This is a genomic window from Halosimplex litoreum (assembly GCF_016065055.1).
GTDB classification, from domain to species: Archaea; Halobacteriota; Halobacteria; order Halobacteriales; family Haloarculaceae; genus Halosimplex; species Halosimplex litoreum.
Window position 1 is genome coordinate 3,484,185 of record NZ_CP065856.1, and the last position, 21,251, is coordinate 3,505,435.

Below are 21,251 nucleotides of genomic sequence, written 5' to 3' on the forward strand. Positions count from 1 at the left end.
CCTCACGCCAGTCCCGTAGCGGCCCGACCGGGCGGATTTAAGCACCGGACGGACGACGGTGTCGACGTACCATGGACCTACGGACGCTAGTGAGCGACCCTGAGGCCTTCTTTACCGTCCGACAGGAGGGCACCTCGCTGGTCGGACCGACGGCAGTGGTCGCCGGCCACGCGCTGCTGGCGCTGGCGGTGACGGCCGTCGTCCTGCAGGCGGTCGGCGACGTCGTGACGCCTGCCGACGCGGGGGCGATCGTCTACGCCTCGGGCGAACGACGCATCTCGGCGCCCCGGCAGGTCGTCCTCTCGCTGTGGGCCACGGGGGCGCTCTACTTCGTGGGCTGGATCGCCGTCGCGGTCGTCGCCTACCTCGTTTCGCTGTACTTCGACGGTAACGGGTCGTTCCGTCGCCTTCTCGCGTTCGTCGGATGGGCGTTCGTGCCGACGCTCGTTCCGACGGCCGTGCGGACGTTCGCGGTCGCAGCGATGTTCCTCGACGCTCCCGAGTTCGCTACGGAGGCGGCCCTCCAGGAGTGGGCTCGGTCCGAACTCGCGGACCATCCGGCCCGCTTGGCGGCGATCGCCGTCCGTCCGCTGTTTACGCTCTGGACGGTCTCTCTGTGGGTTCTCGCCGCCGAGTACGCTCGCGAACTCACCCGACGACAGGCGCTCGCCGCCGTTGCCCTGCCCGCGGCGCTCGCGACGCTCAACGCCGTCGGGACGCTCGCGACGGCCGCCGGTCGCGTCTTGGGCCTGCTGTAGGCGCTCAGATCTCCTCGGTGACGTGGATCGAACTCCCGAGGTACTTCGTCAGCGCCTCGTCGACCGTCTCGGCGTTGAACGCGTCCAGATCCGCGGCGACCGCCGCGCGCAGGTCGTCGAGGTGGGCCCGTGTCGTCCGCAACTCGCGGAAGTCGACGCTGTCGACTCCCACGTCCAGCGTCTTCGGCGACCGCGCGCATGTGTGCCGCGTCGCCGCACTCGCCACGCCAGAGGTTGTCCCGGAAGTACAGCCAACCCGGCTCCCCGGGGGGATCCGCCCCCCGGAACACCGTCGTCTCGAAGGTGTCGGGCTGGGCCCAGACGTCCCGATCGGTGGGGTCGAGCCGCACCGTCACTCGAAAGACGTAGGCCGCGGCCGGTGAGCCGCTCCCGCCGTCGTCGCCCCGCCCCATCTCAGCGCAGGTCGTCGAACCGCTCGGCGAGTTCGATATCTTTGTCGGTGATGCCGCCCTCGTCGTGGGTGGTCAGCCGCACTTCGACTTCGCGCCAGCCGATGGTCATCTCGGGGTGGTGGAAGGCGTCCTGGGCGACGCCGCCCGCGCCCGCGGCGAAGCCGACGCCGTCGAGGTAGGCGTCGAACTCGTAGGTTCGGACGATCTCGTCGCCGTCGCGCTCCCAGTCGTCCGGTAGCTGTGCCTCGACCTCATCGTCGGATAGCAGATCTGCCATGTCGGACCCGTGGGGCGGTACGCGCATGAAAGTTCGGCCGACGAGTCGAAGCGTCCGGGGTCTGGGTCGAGACGACCGCTCCTCGAATTCGAAGTGCGAACACGACGACCGCTCCTCGAACTGGAACCGCAGACAGCGTGAAAGCCCCCGACCGCTCCGGTCGGCCCCTTTCGTTCCCACCCACGTCGGCTGATCGGCCAGTCTGTGCGGGCGGGAATGAAAGGAGCGACGCGCTCGACGAAGGACGGGGAAGCAAGCACCGCAACGAGCGAAGCGAGTGAGGAGCACAGCGAGCCGCCCGAGTCGAGCGCGTCGGGGATTTCACGCTGTTTGCGGTGGCAGTCGGTGGTGTAGCCTCGATCAGGGGCGCGGTCACGGGAGTTGGCACTGACGGACGAAGCGAACTGTCGCAGGCAAAGTTAGTTTAGGATCGCACCGCGCCTAGTCGTCGCCCATCTGGTCGAAGGCGGCGTCGGGCATCTGGTCGCGGAGGTGTTCGGGGATCGCGTCGCCCCCGTGAGACTCGCTCTCCGCGCCGAACTCGGGGTCGAACAGCTGGAGTGCGGTGTTGATGGTCGACCAGTCGTCTTCCTCGGCGGCGTCCCGCAGGCTCTTGGTCGGCGCGGCGAGCAACTGGTTGACGACGGCGTCGGCCATCGCTTCGACGACCTCGCGCTGGCTCTCGTCGAAGTCGCCCTTGTCGAGGGCGGTCTCGACCTCCTGGGCCTTGACGCGCTCGGCGCTCTCGTACATCGCCGAGATGACGCGGTCGGCCCGCTTGCGCTTGTACTGGGCGAGCAAGTGCTCGAACTCGACGTCGATCATCTCCTCGACGGCCGTGGCTGCCTCCGCGCGCTGGGCGCGGTTCTCGTCGGTGACCGTCTGCAGCGCGTCCAGGTCGCGGACGGTCACGTCGGGGAGTTCGGTCACGGTCGGCTGCACGTCACGGGGCTGAGCGATGTCGACGACGAAGGTTTCGCCGGTGTCCGAGACGGTCGATTTCTCGAAGACGTAGTCGGTCGACCCGGTCGCGGTGACGACGACCGCCGCGCGCTCGACGGCCCCGTCGAGGTCGCCCAGTTCGACGACGGTCGCGCTGGCGTCGACGGTCTCGGCGAGGTGCTCGGCCCGCTCGACGGTGCGGTTGGCGACGTAGAGGTGGTCGACCCGCGACGCGAGCGACTGGGCGGCGAGCCGACCCATCTCGCCCGCGCCGACGACCAGCGCCTCGGCGCCGTCGACGCCGACCTCCTCGTCGGCGAGCGTGACCGCCGCGCTCGCCAGCGAGACCGACCCCTCGTTGATGGCCGTCTCGGTGCGCGCGCGTTCGCCGACGTGGATCGCTTTGGTGACGCCCTCTTCGAGCAGGCGACCGACGCCGCCGGCCGCGCGGGCGTCCTCGTAGGCGTCTCCGACCTGGCCGAGGATCTGGTCCTCGCCGACGACCAGCGATTCGAGCCCGGACGCGACCCGCATGAGGTGGCGCAGGCTCTCCTCGTGGCCGAGTTCGACCAGTACGTCCGATGGCACGCCCTCGAAGAAGGCGGCCAGCGCCGCGCGGCCGTCGGGGCCGTCGCTCGTGACGACGTAGGCCTCGACCCGGTTGCACGTCTGGAGGACGTACGCCTCTTCGACGGCGGGCACCGACAGCAGGCGCTCGACGCCCGCGCGCTGGCTCTCGACGGTCGCGGCCTCGAGCTCGTCGATCGTCGCGTGGTCGATGTCGACGCTCGCACCCGAGATGACGCCCGTGCCGACCGTCACGCTGTCTCACCTGTCACGTCCGAGATCACGTCCGCTGCCACTTGTCGAGGGTTCGGTTTCCCACTATCTAAAGCCTTCCAAACCGCGTCCGACCGCACGACCGCCCGCACCGCCTCCCTGCGCAGGTCCGGATCGACACCGTCGGCCTGTAGCTCCGTCCGGATCTCGCCGGTCAGTTCGGCCATCGCGCCCGCGTCGGCGATCTCGTTCTCGATCCGCTGGCGGAGCAGCCGACTCAACGCCGGGCTCGCGCCGCCGGTCGCCACCGCCGCGACCACCGGGTCGTCCCGGACCGTCGCCGGGACGACGACGCTTCCGGGGTCGCGCTCGCCGTGTTCGTCGGTCCGATTGACCAGCGCACCGCGTTCGCGAGCTTCGGTCTCGATCCGCTCGTTCAACGCCCCGTCGTCGGTCGCCGCGACCGCGAGTGCGGGGTCGGTCCGGTCGAGCCAGTCGGGAACGTCGTCGGGGTCGGGCGCTTCGCGGACCAGTTCCGCGCCGCCGAAGTCGGCGTCGGCGAAACTCGGGCTCACGACGACCACGTGTGCCTCGCGGTCGAATCGGCGGGCTTTCCGGGCACCGACGCGGCCGCCGCCGAATATCAGGACCGTCTCGTCGTCGAAGTCGTGGAGCAGTGGGATCACGGGTGGTGTTTCGGTGTATCGTGTTCGTCGGTGACTCTCAGGCCGTGTTCGCGTCCGCTCGTTCCTCGATGCGGATGCCCGTCTTCTTCAGGATGCCCGTCGAGAACAGGGTGTCCCAGTCGTCGTCGGTCACGTCCCAGTGTTCGGCCATCTTCTCGCGGACCTGCTCGACGCGGGCCTCGCTCTCTTCCTCGCTGCGGCCGTGGGTCATCGCGAAGAAGTTGTACGGCCAGACGCCCTCGTGGCGCGGCCGCCGGTAGCAGTGGGTGACGAAGTCGAAGGCGGCGACCGCCTGCCCCACTTCCTCGACGGTTTCGTCGGGGACGTCCCAGACGGTCATCCCGTTCTCGGAGTAGCCAAGCGAGTAGTGGTTCGGGATGACGCCGACCCGCCGCACTTTCCCCTCGTGGTCGAACCGTTTGATCGTCGAACGCACCCACTCGGCGTCCTCGTCGAGTGCGTCGGCCACGTCTTCGTAAGGCGTCCGCGTCGTCGGCAAGCCGCCCTGGATCTCGACGACGAGGTCGCGCTCGCGTGGCGTCAGACTGTCGCGGTCGGCCGGTTCGACGGCCGGTCCCAGCCCCGACAGGTCGATCCCGCCGTCGCTGTCTTCGAGCGGCCCCTCGACGGGGAACTTCGCACCGACGTGGAACTCCCGCTGTTTGGGGAGGTTGTACGTCTCCTGGCCGGTCTCGTCCTCGATCTCGGCGAGTACCTCGTCGACGCGGGCCTCGTCGGCGACGCTGACGACGAACCACATGTTGAGATGGGGGTGTTCGCGCTCGTAGTTGTGCGCCACCTCGGCGTGAGCGTTGACCTGCTCGGCCACCTCGTCGAAGCGCTCCTCGGGCGCGTGCATCGCGACGAGCGTGGCCGTCCCACCGATCGCCTCGGCGTCGATGAGCGCGCCGAATCGCGTGAGGACCCCCTCCTCGTCCATCGCCGCGAGGCGCTCGTGCAGTTCGTCGGCAGTCACGTCCACCCCGTGCTCGCGGAGCGCCTCGGCCGCCGGCTCGTAGGGGTCCGCGACGACCGGGAACCCGCCCTGGTAGGCGTTGAGGATCGCCCGGTCGACGTCGTCGAGGTCGGTCATACCCCGAACTCAGGTATCGAGCGGCATAAACGGCCCGTCTACGCTCGAGCGGCCGCGAGGGCACGTCCCCAAAACGGTATGTCGCACGCTAGCAAACGGAGATGCATGTCCGACGACCGAAACGACGGCGCCGCGGAGATGATCGAGCGGTGGAACAGCGTGTTCAGGTCGCTCGCGGCGGAGCCGCACAGGCAGATGGTGGTGGCGCTGCTGGAGGCCCCGCCCGACCGGGAGCTGTCGCTCCCGGAGGCGGCCAATCCGCCGTACCTGCCCGGTGATCCCGAGAAGCTGTACGTCGAGCTGGTCCACTCGCACCTGCCGGCGTTGGCCGAGCACGGTTTCGTCGAGTGGGACCGCGAGCCGCTACGCGTCCGTCGCGGGCCGGCCTTCGAGGAGGTCGCCGTCGTCTTCGAAGCGCTGCACGCTCACGCCGACGAGATCCCGGTGCAGCTCACCGAGTCGTGCCAGCGTCTGGAAGAACGCAGAGAAGGGTGTGAAACGTGAGCGCGACGGACGCCCTCCCGCTGGGTCTGGTGCGAGCGGTCGCCGCCGTCGAGAGCGTCGAACTACACTCGGCGTCTCGGCGTACGACTACGTCGCCACCGAGGCCCTCGGTTCGATGGCCGCGATGGGGCGCGAAGAGTGGGAACTGACATTCGTGGTTCTCGGCCACTCCGTGACAGTCGACGGGACCGGCGCGATCCGGGTCGACGGCGACCTGATCCGTCGGAGCGAGGGGGTCGGTCCGGACGAACCGCTGTAACCGGACGAAGGGGGACGCGACTACTCGAAGACGAGGCCCTCGTCGTCGTACAGCGGGAACTCCTCGCAGAGACCCTGTACGATCTCGGCGACCTCGGCCTTGACGTCCTCGTCGTCGGGGTTGTCGATGACCTCGGCGATGCAGTGGCCGACGGTCTCGCAGGCGTCCTCGTCGAAGCCGCGGGTCGTCAGCGCGGGCGTGCCCGCGCGGATGCCCGAGGCGACGAACGGCGAGCGCGTCTCGCCGGGGACCGTGTTGGCGTTGAGGACGATCCCCACGTCTTCGAGCGCTTCCTCGGCCTGTTTCCCGGTCACGTCCGGGTGGGAATCGCGCAGGTCGACGAGCACGAGGTGGTTGTCGGTCCCGCCCGAAACCAGCGAGAAGCCGTGCTCTTCGAGGTGGTCGGCCAGCGCCTGGGCGTTCTTCAGGGTCTGCTCGGCGTACGCCTCGAAGTGCGGCTGCAGCGCCTCCTGGAAGCCGACGGCCTTGCCGGCGATGTTGTGCATGAGCGGGCCGCCCTGGGTGCCGGGGATGATCGCCGAGTCGATGGCGTCGCCGTACTCCTCGTCGGCCATGACGATGCCGCCGCGGCCGGCGCGGATGGTCTTGTGCGTCGAGCCCGTGACGAAGTCCGCGACGCCGACCGGCGAGTCGTGGACACCGGCGGCGACCAGGCCGGTGATGTGCGCGATGTCCGAGAGGTGGTAGGCGTCCACGTCGTCGGCGATGGCCTGGAACTCCTCCCACTGGACCTCGCGGGGGTACGCGGAGAAGCCCGAGACGATCATGTCCGGGTCGAAGTCCTCCGCGTGGGCGCGGACCTCGTCGAAGTCGATGCGGCCGGTCTCCTCGTCGACCTCGTAGTTCTCGACCTCGTAGACCTGACCGGCGAAGTTCTTCGGGTGGCCGTGGCTGAGGTGGCCGCCGTGGGTCAGGTCCAGCGAGAGGATCTTGTCGCCGGGTTCGAGCATCGCGGTGTAGACGGCCATGTTCGCCTGCGAACCCGAGTGAGGCTGGACGTTGACGTACTCGGCGCCCCACAGCTCCTTGGCGCGGTCGATAGCGAGCTGTTCGACGGTGTCGGCGTGCTCGCAGCCGCCGTAGTAGCGCGAGCCCGGATAGCCCTCGGCGTACTTGTTCGTCAGGACCGAGCTCTGGGCTTCGAGCACCGCCTCGCTGACGTGGTTCTCGCTGGCGATCATCGCCAGCGTGTCGCCCTGGCGGTCGACCTCCGCTTCGAGCGCGTCGGCGACTTCGGGGTCCACCGACCGGACCGTCTCGTAGTTCATGGTGTCCACTCGGCGTCGCTCCGTCAATAATCTACCTTTTCGACGAGCCACCGAGCCCGCTCGTCGCCGGTCTGCGCCGTGAATTCGGAGTCCCGGACGGGACCGTGATGGATCGCCGGCCTGGGGCCCCCTTCGGGTCAATTCAACGAGCACTGGCGGTAAAATTAAGTGTGATAATGAGAAATACCATAGCTATCAGATGAGTTCGAACTTTCTCGAGGCGGACGTGGGTGCCGTTCTGGCGGGCGTCTTTCGGGACAGCAGCGGCGTCGTCTACGCGGTCAACCCGACACGCGAGACTATCTCCGAGCTGATATTCGGGCTCCACGAGGTCGAGGCGCGGCCGACGGTTCGGCTGCTCGCTCCCGGTGACCCGATCAAGGACGTGCTCGCGGACTTCGTCGTCGCGGGGCACGCCGCCGACCTCGTCGACGCCGGGACGCTCGAGTTGCGGGTGCTGGCGGACGCTCCCGAGGCGTCGCTGCTGGTGACGGAGTCTGCGGTCGTCTCGCTGGTCGTCGCCGACGAGCGCGTCGGCGGACTGACCACGACGGACGACGCCTTCGTCGGTGACATGCGGGGGCGCTACGAGCGCGAGTGGGCCGACGCGGAGGCGTACTCGCTCCGGACGCCGCCGCTGTCGGCGGTCCGCGAGACACTCGCCGCCGACATCGGTGCCGACACGGCCGAGGACTTCGACGACCTGCTCGACTCGCTGGACGTCGCGAAGGGCGACGGCGAGGGGCTGGGCGAAGTCGCCATCGCCCTGCTGGTCGCTGCGCGCAACGGCCAGTTGCTCTACGATATGAGCAAGTGGGGCGAAGACGTGGGGCTGGCGAGCAAGGCCACCTTCTCGCGGATGAAGACCCGTCTCGAGGACAGCGAGGTCGTCACCACCGAGAAGGTGCCCATCGACGTGGGTCGGCCGCGTCTCCGGCTCCGGCTGGCCGAGGACCTGCGCGACCTCGACACGCCGGAGCTGGGAGCGGTCGCCCAGGATCGACTGGACGAGTGACCGTCGCCGCGAGAGCGCCGCCCACTGAAGTGCCGAGGACCGACCCGCCCCGAAGGTCGCCGACGGCCGGTCACCGCTGACGAGTCCCCGGGCTTTTCTACCCGTCGCGCCCTCCGGGCTGGCATGACAGTCGAACTCGTCGGATCCGGCCCCGCTGCCGACGCGGTCGCGGCGGCGCTGGGCGACGCGGACGAACCGCTCGAACGGCCCGAGAGCGCGGCGTTCGATCCCGGGACGCGACTCGCCGTGGTGGTCGACCGGGCGGGCGCGGCGACGTTCGAGCGAGCGAGCGACCGGGCGCGAGAGGCGGGCGTCCCCTGGCTCGCGGTCGAACTCGGCGGTGTCGGTGGCGTGCCGGTCGTCGACGCGTCCGTCGCGGCGTTCGACCCGGAGGGGGCCTGCTACCGGTGTCTCGCTGCACGCGTGGAGTCGAACGTCGACGCCGACGCCGACCCGACCGCCGCGCCGGCCGACGCCACTGCTCGCTTCGCAGGCGCCGTCGCCGGCCGTCGCGCTACCCAGCTACTCGACCCCGCAGCGACCGACCCGCTCGGGACCGTAGTCGAACTCCCGCACACCGAACGCGAGTTCCTCCCGGTGCCGGCCTGTGACTGCGGCGAGGGCCGCGACCGCGTCCTCGACCGCGGCCACCTCGAACGGGACGTGGAGCGGTCGCTCTCGCGAGCCGAACGCGGCCTCGACGACCGCGTCGGCGTCGTCCAGCAGGTCGGCGAAGCCGAGTCCTACCCGGCGCCGTACTACCTCGCCCAGATCTGCGACACGAGCGCGTTCGCTGACGGCGCCGCCTCCAGACAGGCGGCCGGCGTCGACCCCGGCTGGGACGCCGCGTTCATGAAGGCGCTCGGCGAGGCCTACGAGCGCTACTGCGCCGGCGTCTATCGCGAGGGGGAGTTCAAGACCGCCGCAGCGACCGATCTCGCCGACGCCGTCGCGCCCTCGGAGTTCGTTCGCCCCGAGAGCTGGGTCGGAGCCGAAGGCGGCGGGACCGATTCGGGCGGCGACCGCGCCGAGCGCCCGTGGGTCCGCGGGACGGACCTGGTCACGGAACAGCCCGTCTCCCTGCCCGCCGAGGCCGTCCACTACCCGCCGCCCGAGCGGACGATCCGCCCCGCCGTCACCACGGGACTCGGCCTCGGGAACTCCTCCGTCGAGGCGCTGCTGTCGGGGCTGTACGAGGTCGTCGAGCGCGATGCGACGACGATCGCCTGGTACTCCACGTTCGACCCGCTCGGTCTGGACGTGTCCGACCCCGGCTACGAGCGGTTGGCCGCCCGCGCCGGCGCCGAGGGACTCGACGCGACCGCACTCCTGCTCACGCAGGACGTCGACGTACCCGTCGTCGCGGTCGCCGTCACCCACGAGGCGTGGCCGGAACTCGCACTCGGGACGGCCGCCCACCTCGACGCCGGCCGCGCCGCTCGCAACGCCCTCGCCGAAGCGGTCCAGAACTGGGTCGAACTCGACGGGATGGGTCGCGAGGGCGCCGCCGAGACCGACGGCGCTATCGGCCACTACGCCGACCGCCCGGCCATCGTCGACGAGTTCGTCACCCCTGAGACGACCGTCGACGCCGCCTCCGTCGGACCGGCGACCGTCCCCGAGGGCGGCGCCCACCTCGACGCCGTCCTCGACCGTGTCGTCAACGCCGGTTGCGCCGCGTACGCCGCCCGGACGACCACCAGAGACGTGCGACGGCTCGGTTTCGAGGCCGTCCGCGTCGTCGTCCCGAGCGCCCAACCGCTCTTTTTCGGCGACCCCTACTTCGGCGAGCGCGCCCGCTCGGTCCCCACCGACATGGGCTTCGAGCCCGCCCTCGACCGCGACCACCACCCCTATCCCTGACGGGCCGCCAGCCGCTTCGAGTCCGTCCGCTGCCCCGATTTATTGTACCCCGCCCAGGACGCGGAATATGCAACGAAAACGACTAATACGAGGATTTATGTCGGCGGGTGGGCATAGTTGACACGGAACCTGGCGTCGCTTCTGCAGGCCCGAAGCGGACCGTCAGAGGAGTGCATCATGGTATCCGAGTTCGACCTCCCGTGTACAGACTGCGACCGAGAACTGGTGCGGACGAGCGTGGCGTCGCCCGCGACGGGCGGCGAGGTGACCGTGGCCGAGTGCCCGACCTGCGGCAGTCGCTACTACCCGGAGTCGGCGCTCGAAACGGTCTGACGGTCGGGATTCTCCGTCGGCTTTCGACGTACCCAGGAGCGGCCGGGCCGGCCCGTCGGCGACCCGACGGCCGCCGCTCAGATCGCGAACGTCACTCGGAGGATGTCCCGGGTGCCCGGGCCGAGCCCGACGGCCGCGGCCGCGACGAGCAAGAGCACGGCGTAGCGCGGGCTCTCCTCGAAGATCCGCTCGTCGAACAGCCACACGATCCCCAGGGCGACGGCGAGTTTCACGAACAGGAACGGCCAGGAGGTCCCGACGACGGCCGACAGCGACGCCGGCTGAAGCGCCTCGGTGACGTCGATGATCGCCCGGTTGGCGACGTGTTTCGCTCCGTAGGCGTCGATGGGGTGACCCAGCTCGGGCAGCCAGTCGGCGGCGACGACGTTGGCCACGCCGTCGATGGCGTGCGCCCAGAGGATCCCCAGTCCGACGATCCCCGTCCCCGCGTTGATCGCGGGCTCGTAGCGGTCGGCGCCGACGTACAGGAGGTAGGCGAGCACGGACGCAAGTCCCACGTCGACGAGCAGGATCTGCGGATAGAAGGAGACGTACTCGCGGGTGAACGCGACGACGAAGAGGTACCCGAGCGTGAGCGCGAGGACCCCGATCCCGAACCCGGCCAGCGCCCGGTAGCGGTTCCGAACCAGCTCCCGAGCTTCGAGCCACATGCTCGCCAGCAGCGCCGCGAGGGTGATCAGGAACACCGTCACGTAGATGATCGGGCTGATGAACAGTACGTTCAGCGGATAGCTGACGACCGGCTCGACGCCGGCCGCGACCGCGGCGTCGGTCGCGTCCTCGACGACCCGGACGGCGCCGCCGAACAGCATGAACGGGACCAGCGAGAGGAACAGTCGTTTGTCCCCGCCCACGTCCAGCCGGTCGAGCAGCAGGTAGACGCCGCCGAGCATGAACACCAGCACGGCCATGTAGCCGAACGTCGAGACGGTCGTGTAGCCGGTCTCGGCGACGACGCCGGTCGCGGCCCGACAGGCAGCGCTGCTCCCGAGCAGTTCGATCCCGTCGCCGGTCAGGACGGCACAGCGGGCGTTGTTGGCGTCCGAGTAGATCGGTCCCCAGAAGTACCGCCAGACGAACTGGTCGTAGACCTGCCGGGTGGCGACGAGGGACCCGACCGCGAGCGCCGCCACGAGCGCGACGAACGCCCCCAGCCAGGTCCGCTCGGTCAGCACCTGCTCGTTCTCCATGGCCGGTATCCCGCGCGTCTCGCTGTTTAGCCTTCCGGTGCGAGGTCGACCGCAGGGAGACCTCGAAGCGAGCGGCGGAGCCGCGAGCCGCGTGGCCGAGCGCAGCGAGGCCACGGACCTGACGAGCTGGGAACGAAGCGACCCACGAGATACGTCGGCGAGCGGACGACACGACCACCGGCACGCCGGCCGACCCGCTACACCGACTCGGCCGCCCGCGCGACCTCGCAGACCGCTTCGTGAGCCTCCCCGTTGCTCGCGACGACCCCCTCGCTGTCCCGGGTCCACGGCTCGCCGGCCAGGTCGGTGACCGTTCCGCCGGCCCGCCGGACGAGGTGGATCCCGGCCAGCGAGTCCCACGGATCGGGCGTGTACGTCGAGAACGCAGCGTCGAGTTCGCCGCTCGCGACGAACGACAGCGTCGCCTGCATGCTCCCGAACCGCCGGAAATCACCCAGATCGTCGATCACTGCCTCGGCGATGGCTCCCAGCTCGTCACCCGCCCCGCGCTCGAAGCGGCCGACGGGCGCGACCGCGAACGTCTCCGGGTCGGTCCGGTCGCTGACCGACAGCGCCGACCCGTTCCGGGTTCCCGTCTCGGCCCCTGCGGCGTACATGTCCTCGGTCGCCGGCAGGTAGACGGCCGCCGCAGCTAGATCCCCGTCGGCCACCGCCGCGACCGCGGTCCCCCAGGTACGCAGCCCGCGCGCGAAGTTCGCCGTCCCGTCGATCGGGTCGACGACCCACGTGTCACCGGTTTCGGGAACCGCCGACAGGATCTCCGTCTCCTCGCCGGCCGGCCCCATCGGCACCGCCTCCTCTTCGCCCACGACCGCGTCGTTCGGGAACTCCGCGCGCAGCGTCGAGACGACCTGCCGCTGGGCGTCTCTGTCGGATTCGGTCACCAGGTCGTTCTTGTCCGCCTTCGTCTCGACGGCCAGGTCCCCGCGGAACGCCTGCCGAGCGACGGCGCCGCCCGCCCGCGCCGCCCGCTCGGCCACCGCCACTCGCCTGTGTGCGTCTGTCACGGTTCGGTGTCCGCGCTCCGCGGAAAAAGGGGCTGTGGTACCGTCGTCCGCCCGACCCTCACCGGGACTCGAACCCGTCGAGCCCGTCCACCAGCGGGGAGACGTCTTCCAGCAGTCCGTCCAGTTCCCGCACGCTCGGCTTCTCCAGTCGGTCGGGGTTTGCCAGCACCCGGACGGACTGGGAGCCGACGGGGACGAAGCCGAGCCCCAGTTTCGCGGCCGTCGCGCGCAGTCCCAGCCCCGCGTCGGCGTCGCCGGCGGCTACGGACCTGGCGGGACTCTCGAAGGCTCGCGCGGCGCGGTCGAACCCCGAGACCGACTCCGTGACCGTCCGCCGCTCGACGCCGCGGTCGTCGGCCAGGTCGGCCAGCGCGTTCGAGAGGTTCGTCCGCAGTCCCGACTCGGTGCCGCGGTTGACGAACGACAGGTCCCTGTCGACGAGGTCGGCGAGCCCCGTCACGCCCGCCGGGTTGCCGGCGGGGACGACCAGGCCCCACTCGCGGGACCAGCCGCCCAGGTCCGTCGCGTCGGCGACGCCCTCCGCGTCGGCGTCGTACGGGCCGGCGACGACGGCCACGTCGGGCAGACGGTCGCGCAACTCTCGGAGTCCGCCCCTCGAACCGCGAGCGAGGTACCGCGGCCGCTCCAGGCGGTCCAGAGCCCGCGAGAGCGCGGGGTCGTCCTCGCCGACGCCCAGCAGCGTCGGCGGGCGCACTTCCGGCGAGAACAGGTCGACGGTCACACTCTCGCCGGCCGAGAGACGGTTCCTGTCGGCGGGCACGTCGACGACGCCGTCGGCCGCGGTGAGCGTCGTCGTCGCGCCGCTGCCCTTGTCGACGGGGTAGACGAGCGTCTCGCCCGCCTCGTCCTCGATTAGCCCGACCGCGAGCAGGCGCCGGCGCCCCTCCTCGGTGCGCTCGGTGACGGCCATCTCCCCGTCGATACGGGCGGTTCGCGACTCGGGGAGCCCCGCGGACGACCGGATCGCCGGCGCGACGAACGTGCGGAAGATGGTCAGCGCCGACACCGGGTAGCCCGGCAGGCCGACGTAGGCGGCGCCGTCTCCCCTCGTCTCACCGCTCTCGTCGCTCGCACCGGATCCGCCGCCGATCCGGCCGACGAGCATCGGTTTCCCGGGCTTGATCGCGACGCCGTGCAACAGGAGTTCGCCCCGGTCTTCGACGACGCGATACACCACGTCGACGGCGCTGGCGCTGGTCGACCCCGAGGTCAACACCAGATCGCAGTCGGCGGCCGCGTCGAGGAGCGTCTCCTCCATGGCGTCCATGTCGTCGCCGACGTGGGGGTAGACGACCGGGTCGCCGCCGGCCTCCTCCACGGCGGTCGCCACGGCGTAGCTGTTCACGTCGTGGATCTGGCCCGCTCGGTGGTCGAGGTCGCCACCGGGACGGACGAGCTCGTCACCGGTCGAGACGATGGCGACCCGCGGTGTCGCCCGGACCGGCACCTCGTCGACGCCCAGCGCCGACAGCAGTCCGATCTCCCGAGGCGTCAGACCGGTTCCGGGACCGAGAGCGCGTTCGCCCGCTGCGATGTCCGCGCCGGCGAGCATGACGTTCTCGCCGGGCGTGACTGCGGTTTCGATGCGCACGTGGCGGTTCGCGTCGGAGTCATCTTCCCCCTCGTCCGGCGCTATCTCTTCGGTGCGCTCGACGATCACGACGGCGTCGGCGCCCTCGGGCACGACGGCGCCGGTCGATATCTCGACCGCCTGGCCGTCGTCGAGCGCCACGCCAGGCGTCTCGCCGGCGTGGACGCTCCCGACGACGGGGAGCGTAACGGGCTCCGAGTCGGCACCGTAGGTATCCGACGCTCGCACTGCGTAGCCGTCCATCGCGGCGCGGTCGAACCCGGGCACGTCGAGCGCCGCGTCGATCCGCTCGGCGAGGACCCGACCGCGAGCGTCTTCGAGCGGGACGCGCTCGGTCCCCGGCGACAGGTCCAGGGAGGCGACGACTTCACGGGCCCGCTCGGGGTCGGCCAGGTCGCGGAACTCCTTGCGCTCGCTCATATCGACGCCTCCCACCGCTCGACGGAAACCGTTTCGCCCGCGGCCAGCCGTCCACGTTCGGGTTCGACCGCCACCCAGCCGTCGGCCCGCGCCAGCGTCGACAGCGGTTCGTCCGCCACCGGGCGAGCGGTCGGCACCGCCGTCCCCCTGCGGTCGCCCTCGAGCGCCACCGGATGGACCGATTCGATCCCGCGCTCGCTCTCGACCGGAGCGCCGAGTTCGGCCCCGAGGGTCCGCGGTTCGGGCGGTTCGCGGCCGGCGAGCCGGGCGACCGCCGGGGCGACCAGTCGCGTCGTCGCGACGAACGCCGCGACGGGGTCGCCGGGGACGGAGAGGACGGGCCGCTCGCGGACGACGCTCAACGCGGTCGTCCCTGCGGGATCGGCGGCGACGCCGTCGACGAGCACCTCACCCAACCGCTCGACCACACCGACGATCCGGTCGGACTCGCCGGCGCCGGTCCCGCCGACCGTCACGATCAGGTCCTTTGTCAGGTCGCGCTCGACGGCCGGCCTGAGGGCGTAGGACTCCGACTCCACCGGGTCTCGAAGCACCACCTTCCCGCCAGCCCGCTCGACGAACTCGGCGACGGTCGTCCCGTCGGTCTCGACGACTTCGCCGGGGTCGGGGTCGCCGCCGGTCAGACCGCCGCCGACCGGGACGATCCCGACCGTCGGCCGCTGGCAGACCTCGAGGCGCGTTCGCCCGACAGCGGTACAGAGCGCCGGGTCCGACGGACCGACCCGGTCGCCCGCGACCAGGACCGCTTCGTCGACCGCGACGTCCGCACCGGCCGCGCGAACACCCTCGCTCGGTTCGACGGGAGCGGTGACGGTCAGTTCGGTGTCGGCCACGGTCGAGAGGCCCGTCCCCGGCGCGTCGACCGCCTCGAGGGCGACGACTGCGTCGGCGCCCTCCGGCAGCGGCCGACCGGCGTCGACTCGGATTCCGTCCCCGGGTTCGATGCCGGCGGCCGTCCCGTCGTCGGGGCGCTCGGCGAGCGAGAGCGCGACGGGGTCGCGGTCGGTCGTGCCCTCGGTGTCGGCGGCGCGAACGGCGACGCCGTCGCGGGCGGCCTGATCGAAGCCGGGAACGGGGCGGCGGGCGACGACGGGCGCGGCGACCGTGCGGTCGACGGCGGTGCTGACCGGCAGCGTCTCGGTCCGGTCGATCGGGGAGACGAGTTCGTCGAGGCGCTCGCGGACGGTCGCGAGCGCGGGTGGGTCCGCCGTCGTCCGGCGTCGTTCGTCCATACCCGAGGTTTCGGCGCGCGGCAAATAAGCGGTCGGACGTCGCCGTGGCGGTCGGTCGCCGACGGTCGACCCGCCGCGGTCGGGCGGGTGCGACCGCGGGGTTTAACGCCGTCGCATCCTTAGCCACGGTTATGTCAACGTTGCGTGATGCGCTCCGAGACCTGCCCGACGCGGTGTTCGCGGACGTGTTGGAGAGCGACGACGCGTACCTGCTGGTGCTGGACCTGCCGGGCGCGGCCGAGGCGACGGTCGACGCGGCGGTCGAAGGCAGTCGGCTGCGCATCGAGGCGCGCCGCGAGAAGGACGTGCCCGCCGACTTCGACTACGTCTCGGAGGAGCGCTCGCTGTTTCTCGACGTCGAACTGCCGCTCCCGCCGGGCGTGACCGGCGCGGGCGCCGCCGGCTCCATCGACCGGGGCGTCCTCGAACTCGAACTGCCGAAGGCGGAGGCCGCGCCGGAGACACAGATCCCGATCGACGAGTAGCCATTCACGTGAATCCACGCGCCTACTGGCGGTTCGTCGTCGTCACGTGGCAGTTTCTGCCGTTGCTGGTCGCGTACACGCGGGACCGCAACCGGTTTCTCTTCTTCGGCAGGGGTCGGTCGGTCTCCTCGGAGACCCGCCGCGAGCGAGCGCGGGTCCTGCTGGACACGCTCCTGACGCTCGGGCCGACGTTCATCAAGCTCGGCCAGCTGCTGTCGACGCGGCCGGACGTGCTCCCGCCGGAGTACATCGAGGAGCTCGAAGAGCTACAGGATCGAGTCCCGCCGGCCGACTGGGAGCGCGCTCGCGAAGTACTCGAATCGGAGGTCGGGCCGGTCGAGCAGGCGTTCGACGAGTTCGACACCGAGGCCATCAGCGGGGCCAGCCTGGGCCAGGTGTACTACGCGACGACCGAGGACGGCGAGGTCGCGGTGAAGGTGCGCCGGCCGGGCGTGAAAGGCCTCATCGAGTCGGACCTGCGGGTGATCCGCTGGTCGCTCCCGATCCTGATGTACTTCGTCGACGAGTCGCGCTCGTTCTCGCTGCAGACGCTCGCCGACGAGTTCGACAAAACGATCCGCGAGGAGATGGACTACGGCCGCGAAGCGGAGATGCTCACCGAGATCCGCGGTAACTTCGCCGACGACCCACGGCTCCGGATCCCCGAGGTCGACGAGGCCCGGTCGACGAAGCAGGTGCTCACGATGGAGTACGTACCGGGCACGAAGATCACGAACATCGACGAGCTGGACGACCGCCACCTCGACCGGACGGAACTGGCCGAGACCCTCCAGGAGGCGTACCTCCAGATGATCATCGAGGACGGGGTCTTCCACGCCGACCCCCATCCGGGGAACCTCGCGGTGCAGGACGACGGGACGCTCGTCTTCTACGACTTCGGCATGAGCGGCTACGTCGACCCGTTCATCCAGGACAAGATCGTCGACTTCTACGTCGCCGTCGCCGACCAGGACATCCAGGCGATCCTCGACACGCTCGTCGAGATGGGCACGCTCTCGCCCGAAGCCGACCGCAAAGTGATGGCCGACGTGCTCGAACTCGCCATCGCGGACGCCCGCGGGGAGGACATCGAGCAGTACCGCGTCCAGCAGATCGTCCAGCAGGTCGAGGACACCATCTACGACTTCCCGTTCCGCTTGCCGGCCAACCTCGCGCTCGTCCTCCGGGTCGCGACCGTCGTCGAAGGGGTCTGCGTGACGCTGGACGAGGACTTCGACTTCATCGACGTGGCCACGGGCTATCTCCGCGAGCAGGGCTTCCTCGCCGACACCGCTCGCGAGTACGTCGAGGACCGCGTCGACGAGGTCCAGGAGGCCACGAAGTCCGCGGTGCGGACGCCGCCGAAACTGGAGGAAGTGCTCGACCAGGCCATCAACGAGGACCTGCAGGTCGAAGTCGACATCCGCGACTCCCAGAGCCTCCTCGATCGGATCGCGAAACGGCTCATCTACGGGATGGTGCTGGCCAGCGCCGTCTTCTCCTCGGCCGTCCTCGTCGCCTTCGAGCAGTTCACGGCCGCTGCCGTCGCGGTCGGCTTCACGGTGTTCGTGGGGCTGCTCCTGTTTCTCTCCTTCCGCGACCGCAAAGGCATCCGCGCCCAGCCGCAGTTCACCCGACAGAGCATGCGCGAAGGCGACCGCGAACGGTAGTGACGGCCTGGAGAGTGCAGCGGTGGGGTCGAACCGCCTGGATTTCCGGGGCGGAGACGTTCCGTACCGTTTATACCGGTCGCTCGTTTACGCCGCGGTATGGCAACGAAGCAGGTCGAGGTCCGCGATCTGGACGAGGGCAGCTACGTCATGATCGACGACGTAGCCTGCAAGATCAACGCCTACAGTACGGCCAAGCCCGGCAAACACGGCAGCGCGAAGGCTCGCGTCGAGGCCGAGGGCGTCTTCGACGGCAAGAAGCGCAACCTCTCCCAGCCGGTCGACGCGAAGATCCGCGTCCCGATCATCAACCGCAAGCAGGGGCAGGTCGTCTCGACCTCCGGCGGTGACGAGGCGCAGGTCATGGACCTGGAGACGTTCGACACGTTCACGCTCGCGCTCCCCGACGGGGTCTCGATGGAACCCGACGACGAGATCGAGTACCTCGAGATGGAGTCCCAGCGCAAGATCGTCTGAGGCCCGAGTAGGATGTTCCCCGGCGCGGCCGCCGCGCGGGCCGACGCAGCGTACGCGCTCGTCGGCGCACCGCTCGACGCCTCCACCTCGTTCGAGCCCGGGGCCCGCTTCGGCCCCGACCGCGTCCGGCGGTACGCCGAGGCCTTCGACGACTACGACCACCACACCGACCGGAACTTCTCCGAGTTGGCCGTCTACGACCACGGCGATATCGGCCCCACCGCCGACACCGAGGAGTATCTCACGTTCCTCCGCGGGGCCTGCACCGACTTTCGCGAGGAGGGGGCGGTCCCGCTGCTGGTCGGCGGCGAGCACACGGTGACCGTCGCGGGCGTCCGCGCGGTCGACCCCGACGTGTTCGTCTGTCTCGACGCCCACCTCGATCTCCGGGAGTCGTACGCCGGCGACCCGCTCAGCCACGCGACCGTCACTCGCCACGCCCTCGACGTGGCGGACCGAGCCGTGATCCTGGGCGCGCGCACCGGGAGCGAGGCCGAGTGGGACCGGGCGAGCGAAGCGGACGTTCGCGTCGTACCGCCAGCCGAAGTGACCGACTGGGAACCCGACTTCGACGCCGACGAGTCGGCCTACCTCAGCGTCGATATCGACGGGTTCGACCCGGCCTACGCGCCCGGGACGGGGACGAAGGAACCGTTCGGTATCGAACCGCGGACGGGGCGGCGCGTCGTCCGCGAGGTCGCCCCGCACGCGGCGGGGTTCGACGTCGTCGAGGTCAACGACCGCGACGACGGCCAGGCGGCGACCCTGGCGGCGAAGCTCCTGCGGGCGTTCGTCTACAGTCACGCGGCGGATCGATAGGGGGTGCGAATCGGGCCGTTCCCGCCGCCGGTTCGCGGCCCGCTCCGACCGTCGGCACCGACTGTTTTACGTCGGCCGAGATACACGGTGGGGGCATGGACCGACTCTCGTCCTGTTACTTCTGTGGCGCCGCCCTGGACGCCACGCTCGAAGAGCATCCCGTGGTCCCCGCCGCGCTCCACCCGGGGACCGAGACTCAGAAGACGGTCGTCCTCTGTCGCACCTGCCGGCGGAAGCTCGACGCCGTCCTCGACACCGTCGTCGACGCGGTCGAAGCCAACGCCGGTGACGTCACCGCCGGGTCCGGCTCAGGGGGGGCGGCGGGCTCGGACGGATCGACGGGTTCGGGCGACTCGACGGCTGGGGCTGGCGCCTCGGAGGGGGACATCGAATCGACGCTCGGCGACGACGACGAGATCCTGTCGCCGCTGGGCGACGAGGAGCCGACCGCCGAGGAGGCCGCCGAGGCCTCGGACATGGAGTTCGGCGACGACCGCGCGGCCGACGACGAGTCCGATTCCGAGAGCGAGTCCGAGGACAGCGACGGCGAGTCGAAAGCGCGCAAGTACACCCGTTCGCGGGGCGCGGGCTTCCGCAAGGAGGACGACGGCCCGACCGAGACGGGGTCGCTCACCGGAGGCTCCTTTGACGCCGAGGACGAGGAGGACGACACCGACTCGAGGTCGCTGACCGGCGACGCGTTCTCCGACGACGGTGACGACGCTCGCTCCGCCGGAACGGACGGCTCGACCGCCGAGTCGACGGGCGATCCGCTGGCGAACGGGTCCTCGGACGGATCCGCCCAGACCCCGTCGGACGAATCCGGTGGCGACGCCGGGTCGGCCGACGAGTCGGGCGGGTCGTCCGGCGACGGGTCGGACTCGGGCGAGAGCGGCGGCGACCACCGCGTCTCGATGAGCCGCCTGGAGAACACGAAGGTGATGCGCCTGCTGGAGAACCGCGAGTTCCCGGTCGAAAAGGCCGAATTCGTCACCGTTGCGGCCAACGCTTACCAGGTCTCCCAGAGCGACTGCGAGAAGGTGATCGACCTGGCGGTCGAGCACGACCTCCTGCGCGAGGAGAACGGGCAGCTCTACGGCGGCGACCCCTGACATCGGCGCCACGGTCCCCCTTTGCTCCGAACGTCACGTTTCGACGCGCTTTCCGAACCCACAACGAATAGGGGCGCCTCGGTCGAACGGGCGGGCATGGACCTCTCGACAGTCTGCGAGCGCTACGACGAGCGGCTCTCGCCCGGCGAGTACGCCGACGTGGACGCCAGCGCCAACGGCCTCCAGGTCGGTCCCGACGAGGCCGACGTGGAGACGGTCGCGTTCGCCGTCGACGCCGCCGGTGCGACGATCGACGCGGCACTCGACCGCGGCGCGGATCTCCTGGTCGTCCACCACGGGCTCTCCTGGGGCGGCATCGACCGCGTCACCGGCCTCGACTACGACCGCATCGCGCCCCTGATCGAGTCGGACCTCGCGCTGTACGCGATGCACCTTCCGCTCGACGGCCACGACGACCTCGGCAACGCCGCCGGCGTCGCCGACCTGCTCGGGCTCGAAGCCCGCGAACCGTTCGGCGAGATCGGCCCGGTCACCATCGGCCAGCGCGGACGGGCCCCGGAGCCGTTCTCGCCCGACGGATTGGCGTCGCTGCTCGAATCGGAGCTGGACACCGGCGGCGAGGGCGTCCAGCACTTCGCCTTCGGGCCCGACGAGATCGAGGACGTGGCGGTCGTCACCGGCGGCAGCGCCGACTGGCTCGAAGAAGCCATCGACGCCGGCGTCGACGCGTTCGTCACCGGGGAGGGGAAAGGGAAGGTGTACCACCAGGCCCGCGACGCCGGCGTGAACGTCTTCCTCGGCGGCCACTACGCCACCGAGACCTTCGGCGTGCAGGCGCTGCAGGACCTCGCCGAGGAGTGGGGCCTGGAGACGACGTACGTCGACCACCCGACCGGGCTCTGAACGGGTCGACCCCGGTTGCGCGACGACGGTTGCGAGGGGATCGCAGGCCACCGGTATTCTCAAACCCTTCCGCCTCGGACCGGGCCGT

General features: G+C 70.4%; 21 protein-coding genes and 1 pseudogene. 12 read left to right on the plus strand and 10 right to left on the minus strand.

The window, feature by feature from the left end:
* The first annotated feature begins 71 nt into the window (after positions 1–71).
* Positions 72–758 (plus strand): YIP1 family protein, encoded by a 687-nt coding sequence (locus tag I7X12_RS17345; protein ID WP_198061277.1) that lies wholly within the window; start codon positions 72–74, stop codon positions 756–758.
* Positions 759–762: 4 nt separating this feature from the next.
* On the opposite strand, the pseudogene lwrS reads toward I7X12_RS17345, so the two are convergent.
* From lwrS to ahbB, 5 genes and pseudogenes are all read right to left on the minus strand, one after another.
* Positions 763–1,171 (minus strand): annotated as a pseudogene (lwrS, locus tag I7X12_RS20930) (LWR-salt protein).
* 1 nt (position 1,172) lies between these two features.
* Positions 1,173–1,448, minus strand: a complete 276-nt coding sequence (locus tag I7X12_RS17355) for a 4a-hydroxytetrahydrobiopterin dehydratase (RefSeq protein ID WP_198061278.1) — start codon at positions 1,446–1,448, stop codon at positions 1,173–1,175.
* A gap of 441 nt (positions 1,449–1,889) precedes the next feature.
* Entirely contained in the window at positions 1,890–3,212 is a 1,323-nt protein-coding gene (gene hemA / locus I7X12_RS17360; RefSeq protein ID WP_198061279.1) for a glutamyl-tRNA reductase, read from the minus strand.
* Positions 3,209–3,856, minus strand: coding sequence for a precorrin-2 dehydrogenase/sirohydrochlorin ferrochelatase family protein (locus tag I7X12_RS17365; RefSeq protein WP_198061280.1), 648 nt, complete (start codon positions 3,854–3,856; stop codon positions 3,209–3,211). Before I7X12_RS17365 ends, hemA begins: the two co-directional genes overlap by 4 nt.
* Before the next feature lie 37 nt (positions 3,857–3,893).
* Positions 3,894–4,949, minus strand: a complete 1,056-nt coding sequence (ahbB, locus tag I7X12_RS17370; RefSeq protein ID WP_198061281.1) for a siroheme decarboxylase subunit beta — start codon at positions 4,947–4,949, stop codon at positions 3,894–3,896.
* A 105-nt stretch (positions 4,950–5,054) separates the two neighbouring features.
* Between ahbB and I7X12_RS17375 the strand changes: the two genes are divergently transcribed.
* Both I7X12_RS17375 and I7X12_RS17380 read left to right on the plus strand, forming a co-directional pair.
* Positions 5,055–5,453 (plus strand): DUF7344 domain-containing protein, encoded by a 399-nt coding sequence (locus I7X12_RS17375; RefSeq protein WP_198061282.1) that lies wholly within the window; start codon positions 5,055–5,057, stop codon positions 5,451–5,453.
* 115 nt (positions 5,454–5,568) lie between these two features.
* A complete protein-coding gene (locus I7X12_RS17380) occupies positions 5,569–5,712 on the plus strand; it encodes a hypothetical protein (protein ID WP_198061283.1) in 144 nt (47 codons plus the stop codon).
* A gap of 20 nt (positions 5,713–5,732) precedes the next feature.
* Here I7X12_RS17380 and glyA read toward each other — a convergent pair whose 3' ends face one another.
* Positions 5,733–7,001, minus strand: a complete 1,269-nt coding sequence (gene glyA, locus I7X12_RS17385) for a serine hydroxymethyltransferase (RefSeq protein WP_198061284.1) — start codon at positions 6,999–7,001, stop codon at positions 5,733–5,735.
* 199 nt (positions 7,002–7,200) lie between these two features.
* Between glyA and tbsP the strand changes: the two genes are divergently transcribed.
* The 3 genes from tbsP to I7X12_RS17400 all read left to right on the plus strand — a co-directional run bounded on the left by tbsP (position 7,201) and on the right by I7X12_RS17400 (position 10,212).
* Positions 7,201–8,016 (plus strand): transcriptional regulator TbsP, encoded by an 816-nt coding sequence (tbsP, locus tag I7X12_RS17390; protein WP_198061285.1) that lies wholly within the window; start codon positions 7,201–7,203, stop codon positions 8,014–8,016.
* A 123-nt stretch (positions 8,017–8,139) separates the two neighbouring features.
* On the plus strand, positions 8,140–9,879 hold the full coding sequence (locus I7X12_RS17395; protein WP_198061286.1) for a YcaO-like family protein: 1,740 nt from the start codon (positions 8,140–8,142) through the stop codon (positions 9,877–9,879).
* A gap of 177 nt (positions 9,880–10,056) precedes the next feature.
* Complete coding sequence (locus I7X12_RS17400) at positions 10,057–10,212, plus strand: hypothetical protein (RefSeq protein WP_198061287.1); 156 nt, start codon at positions 10,057–10,059, stop codon at positions 10,210–10,212.
* A 77-nt stretch (positions 10,213–10,289) separates the two neighbouring features.
* Here the strand turns inward: I7X12_RS17400 and I7X12_RS17405 are convergent, their stop codons facing one another.
* The 4 genes from I7X12_RS17405 to I7X12_RS17420 form a co-directional block, all read right to left on the minus strand.
* A complete protein-coding gene (locus I7X12_RS17405; protein WP_198061288.1) occupies positions 10,290–11,423 on the minus strand; it encodes a DUF63 family protein in 1,134 nt (377 codons plus the stop codon).
* A 197-nt stretch (positions 11,424–11,620) separates the two neighbouring features.
* A complete protein-coding gene (locus I7X12_RS17410) occupies positions 11,621–12,451 on the minus strand; it encodes an inositol monophosphatase family protein (RefSeq protein ID WP_198061289.1) in 831 nt (276 codons plus the stop codon).
* Positions 12,452–12,509: 58 nt separating this feature from the next.
* Entirely contained in the window at positions 12,510–14,483 is a 1,974-nt protein-coding gene (locus I7X12_RS17415) for a molybdopterin biosynthesis protein (protein WP_198061290.1), read from the minus strand.
* Entirely contained in the window at positions 14,480–15,736 is a 1,257-nt protein-coding gene (locus I7X12_RS17420) for a molybdopterin molybdotransferase MoeA (protein WP_198061291.1), read from the minus strand. Before I7X12_RS17420 ends, I7X12_RS17415 begins: the two co-directional genes overlap by 4 nt.
* Before the next feature lie 131 nt (positions 15,737–15,867).
* Between I7X12_RS17420 and I7X12_RS17425 the strand changes: the two genes are divergently transcribed.
* The 6 genes from I7X12_RS17425 to I7X12_RS17450 all read left to right on the plus strand — a co-directional run bounded on the left by I7X12_RS17425 (position 15,868) and on the right by I7X12_RS17450 (position 21,163).
* On the plus strand, positions 15,868–16,221 hold the full coding sequence (locus I7X12_RS17425) for an Hsp20/alpha crystallin family protein (protein ID WP_198061292.1): 354 nt from the start codon (positions 15,868–15,870) through the stop codon (positions 16,219–16,221).
* An 8-nt stretch (positions 16,222–16,229) separates the two neighbouring features.
* Positions 16,230–17,891, plus strand: a complete 1,662-nt coding sequence (locus I7X12_RS17430; RefSeq protein ID WP_198061293.1) for an ABC1 kinase family protein — start codon at positions 16,230–16,232, stop codon at positions 17,889–17,891.
* 99 nt (positions 17,892–17,990) lie between these two features.
* A complete protein-coding gene (locus tag I7X12_RS17435; protein ID WP_198061294.1) occupies positions 17,991–18,368 on the plus strand; it encodes a translation initiation factor IF-5A in 378 nt (125 codons plus the stop codon).
* A gap of 12 nt (positions 18,369–18,380) precedes the next feature.
* Complete coding sequence (gene speB / locus I7X12_RS17440; RefSeq protein ID WP_198061295.1) at positions 18,381–19,187, plus strand: agmatinase; 807 nt, start codon at positions 18,381–18,383, stop codon at positions 19,185–19,187.
* A 95-nt stretch (positions 19,188–19,282) separates the two neighbouring features.
* Positions 19,283–20,299, plus strand: a complete 1,017-nt coding sequence (locus I7X12_RS17445; RefSeq protein WP_198061296.1) for a hypothetical protein — start codon at positions 19,283–19,285, stop codon at positions 20,297–20,299.
* Positions 20,300–20,395: 96 nt separating this feature from the next.
* Entirely contained in the window at positions 20,396–21,163 is a 768-nt protein-coding gene (locus I7X12_RS17450) for a Nif3-like dinuclear metal center hexameric protein (RefSeq protein WP_198061297.1), read from the plus strand.
* Positions 21,164–21,251 lie beyond the last annotated feature (88 nt).

Coding starts and splice junctions, on each gene's coding strand:
- I7X12_RS17345 (WP_198061277.1), top strand. CDS start 72: ATGGACCTACGGACGCTAGTGAGCGACCCTGAGGCCTTCTTTACCGTC.
- I7X12_RS17355 (WP_198061278.1), bottom strand. CDS start 1,448: ATGGCAGATCTGCTATCCGACGATGAGGTCGAGGCACAGCTACCGGAC.
- ahbB (WP_198061281.1), bottom strand. CDS start 4,949: ATGACCGACCTCGACGACGTCGACCGGGCGATCCTCAACGCCTACCAG.
- I7X12_RS17375 (WP_198061282.1), top strand. CDS start 5,055: ATGTCCGACGACCGAAACGACGGCGCCGCGGAGATGATCGAGCGGTGG.
- I7X12_RS17380 (WP_198061283.1), top strand. CDS start 5,569: ATGGCCGCGATGGGGCGCGAAGAGTGGGAACTGACATTCGTGGTTCTC.
- glyA (WP_198061284.1), bottom strand. CDS start 7,001: ATGAACTACGAGACGGTCCGGTCGGTGGACCCCGAAGTCGCCGACGCG.
- tbsP (WP_198061285.1), top strand. CDS start 7,201: ATGAGTTCGAACTTTCTCGAGGCGGACGTGGGTGCCGTTCTGGCGGGC.
- I7X12_RS17395 (WP_198061286.1), top strand. CDS start 8,140: ATGACAGTCGAACTCGTCGGATCCGGCCCCGCTGCCGACGCGGTCGCG.
- I7X12_RS17400 (WP_198061287.1), top strand. CDS start 10,057: ATGGTATCCGAGTTCGACCTCCCGTGTACAGACTGCGACCGAGAACTG.
- I7X12_RS17405 (WP_198061288.1), bottom strand. CDS start 11,423: ATGGAGAACGAGCAGGTGCTGACCGAGCGGACCTGGCTGGGGGCGTTC.
- I7X12_RS17415 (WP_198061290.1), bottom strand. CDS start 14,483: ATGAGCGAGCGCAAGGAGTTCCGCGACCTGGCCGACCCCGAGCGGGCC.
- I7X12_RS17420 (WP_198061291.1), bottom strand. CDS start 15,736: ATGGACGAACGACGCCGGACGACGGCGGACCCACCCGCGCTCGCGACC.
- I7X12_RS17425 (WP_198061292.1), top strand. CDS start 15,868: ATGTCAACGTTGCGTGATGCGCTCCGAGACCTGCCCGACGCGGTGTTC.
- I7X12_RS17435 (WP_198061294.1), top strand. CDS start 17,991: ATGGCAACGAAGCAGGTCGAGGTCCGCGATCTGGACGAGGGCAGCTAC.
- speB (WP_198061295.1), top strand. CDS start 18,381: ATGTTCCCCGGCGCGGCCGCCGCGCGGGCCGACGCAGCGTACGCGCTC.
- I7X12_RS17445 (WP_198061296.1), top strand. CDS start 19,283: ATGGACCGACTCTCGTCCTGTTACTTCTGTGGCGCCGCCCTGGACGCC.
- I7X12_RS17450 (WP_198061297.1), top strand. CDS start 20,396: ATGGACCTCTCGACAGTCTGCGAGCGCTACGACGAGCGGCTCTCGCCC.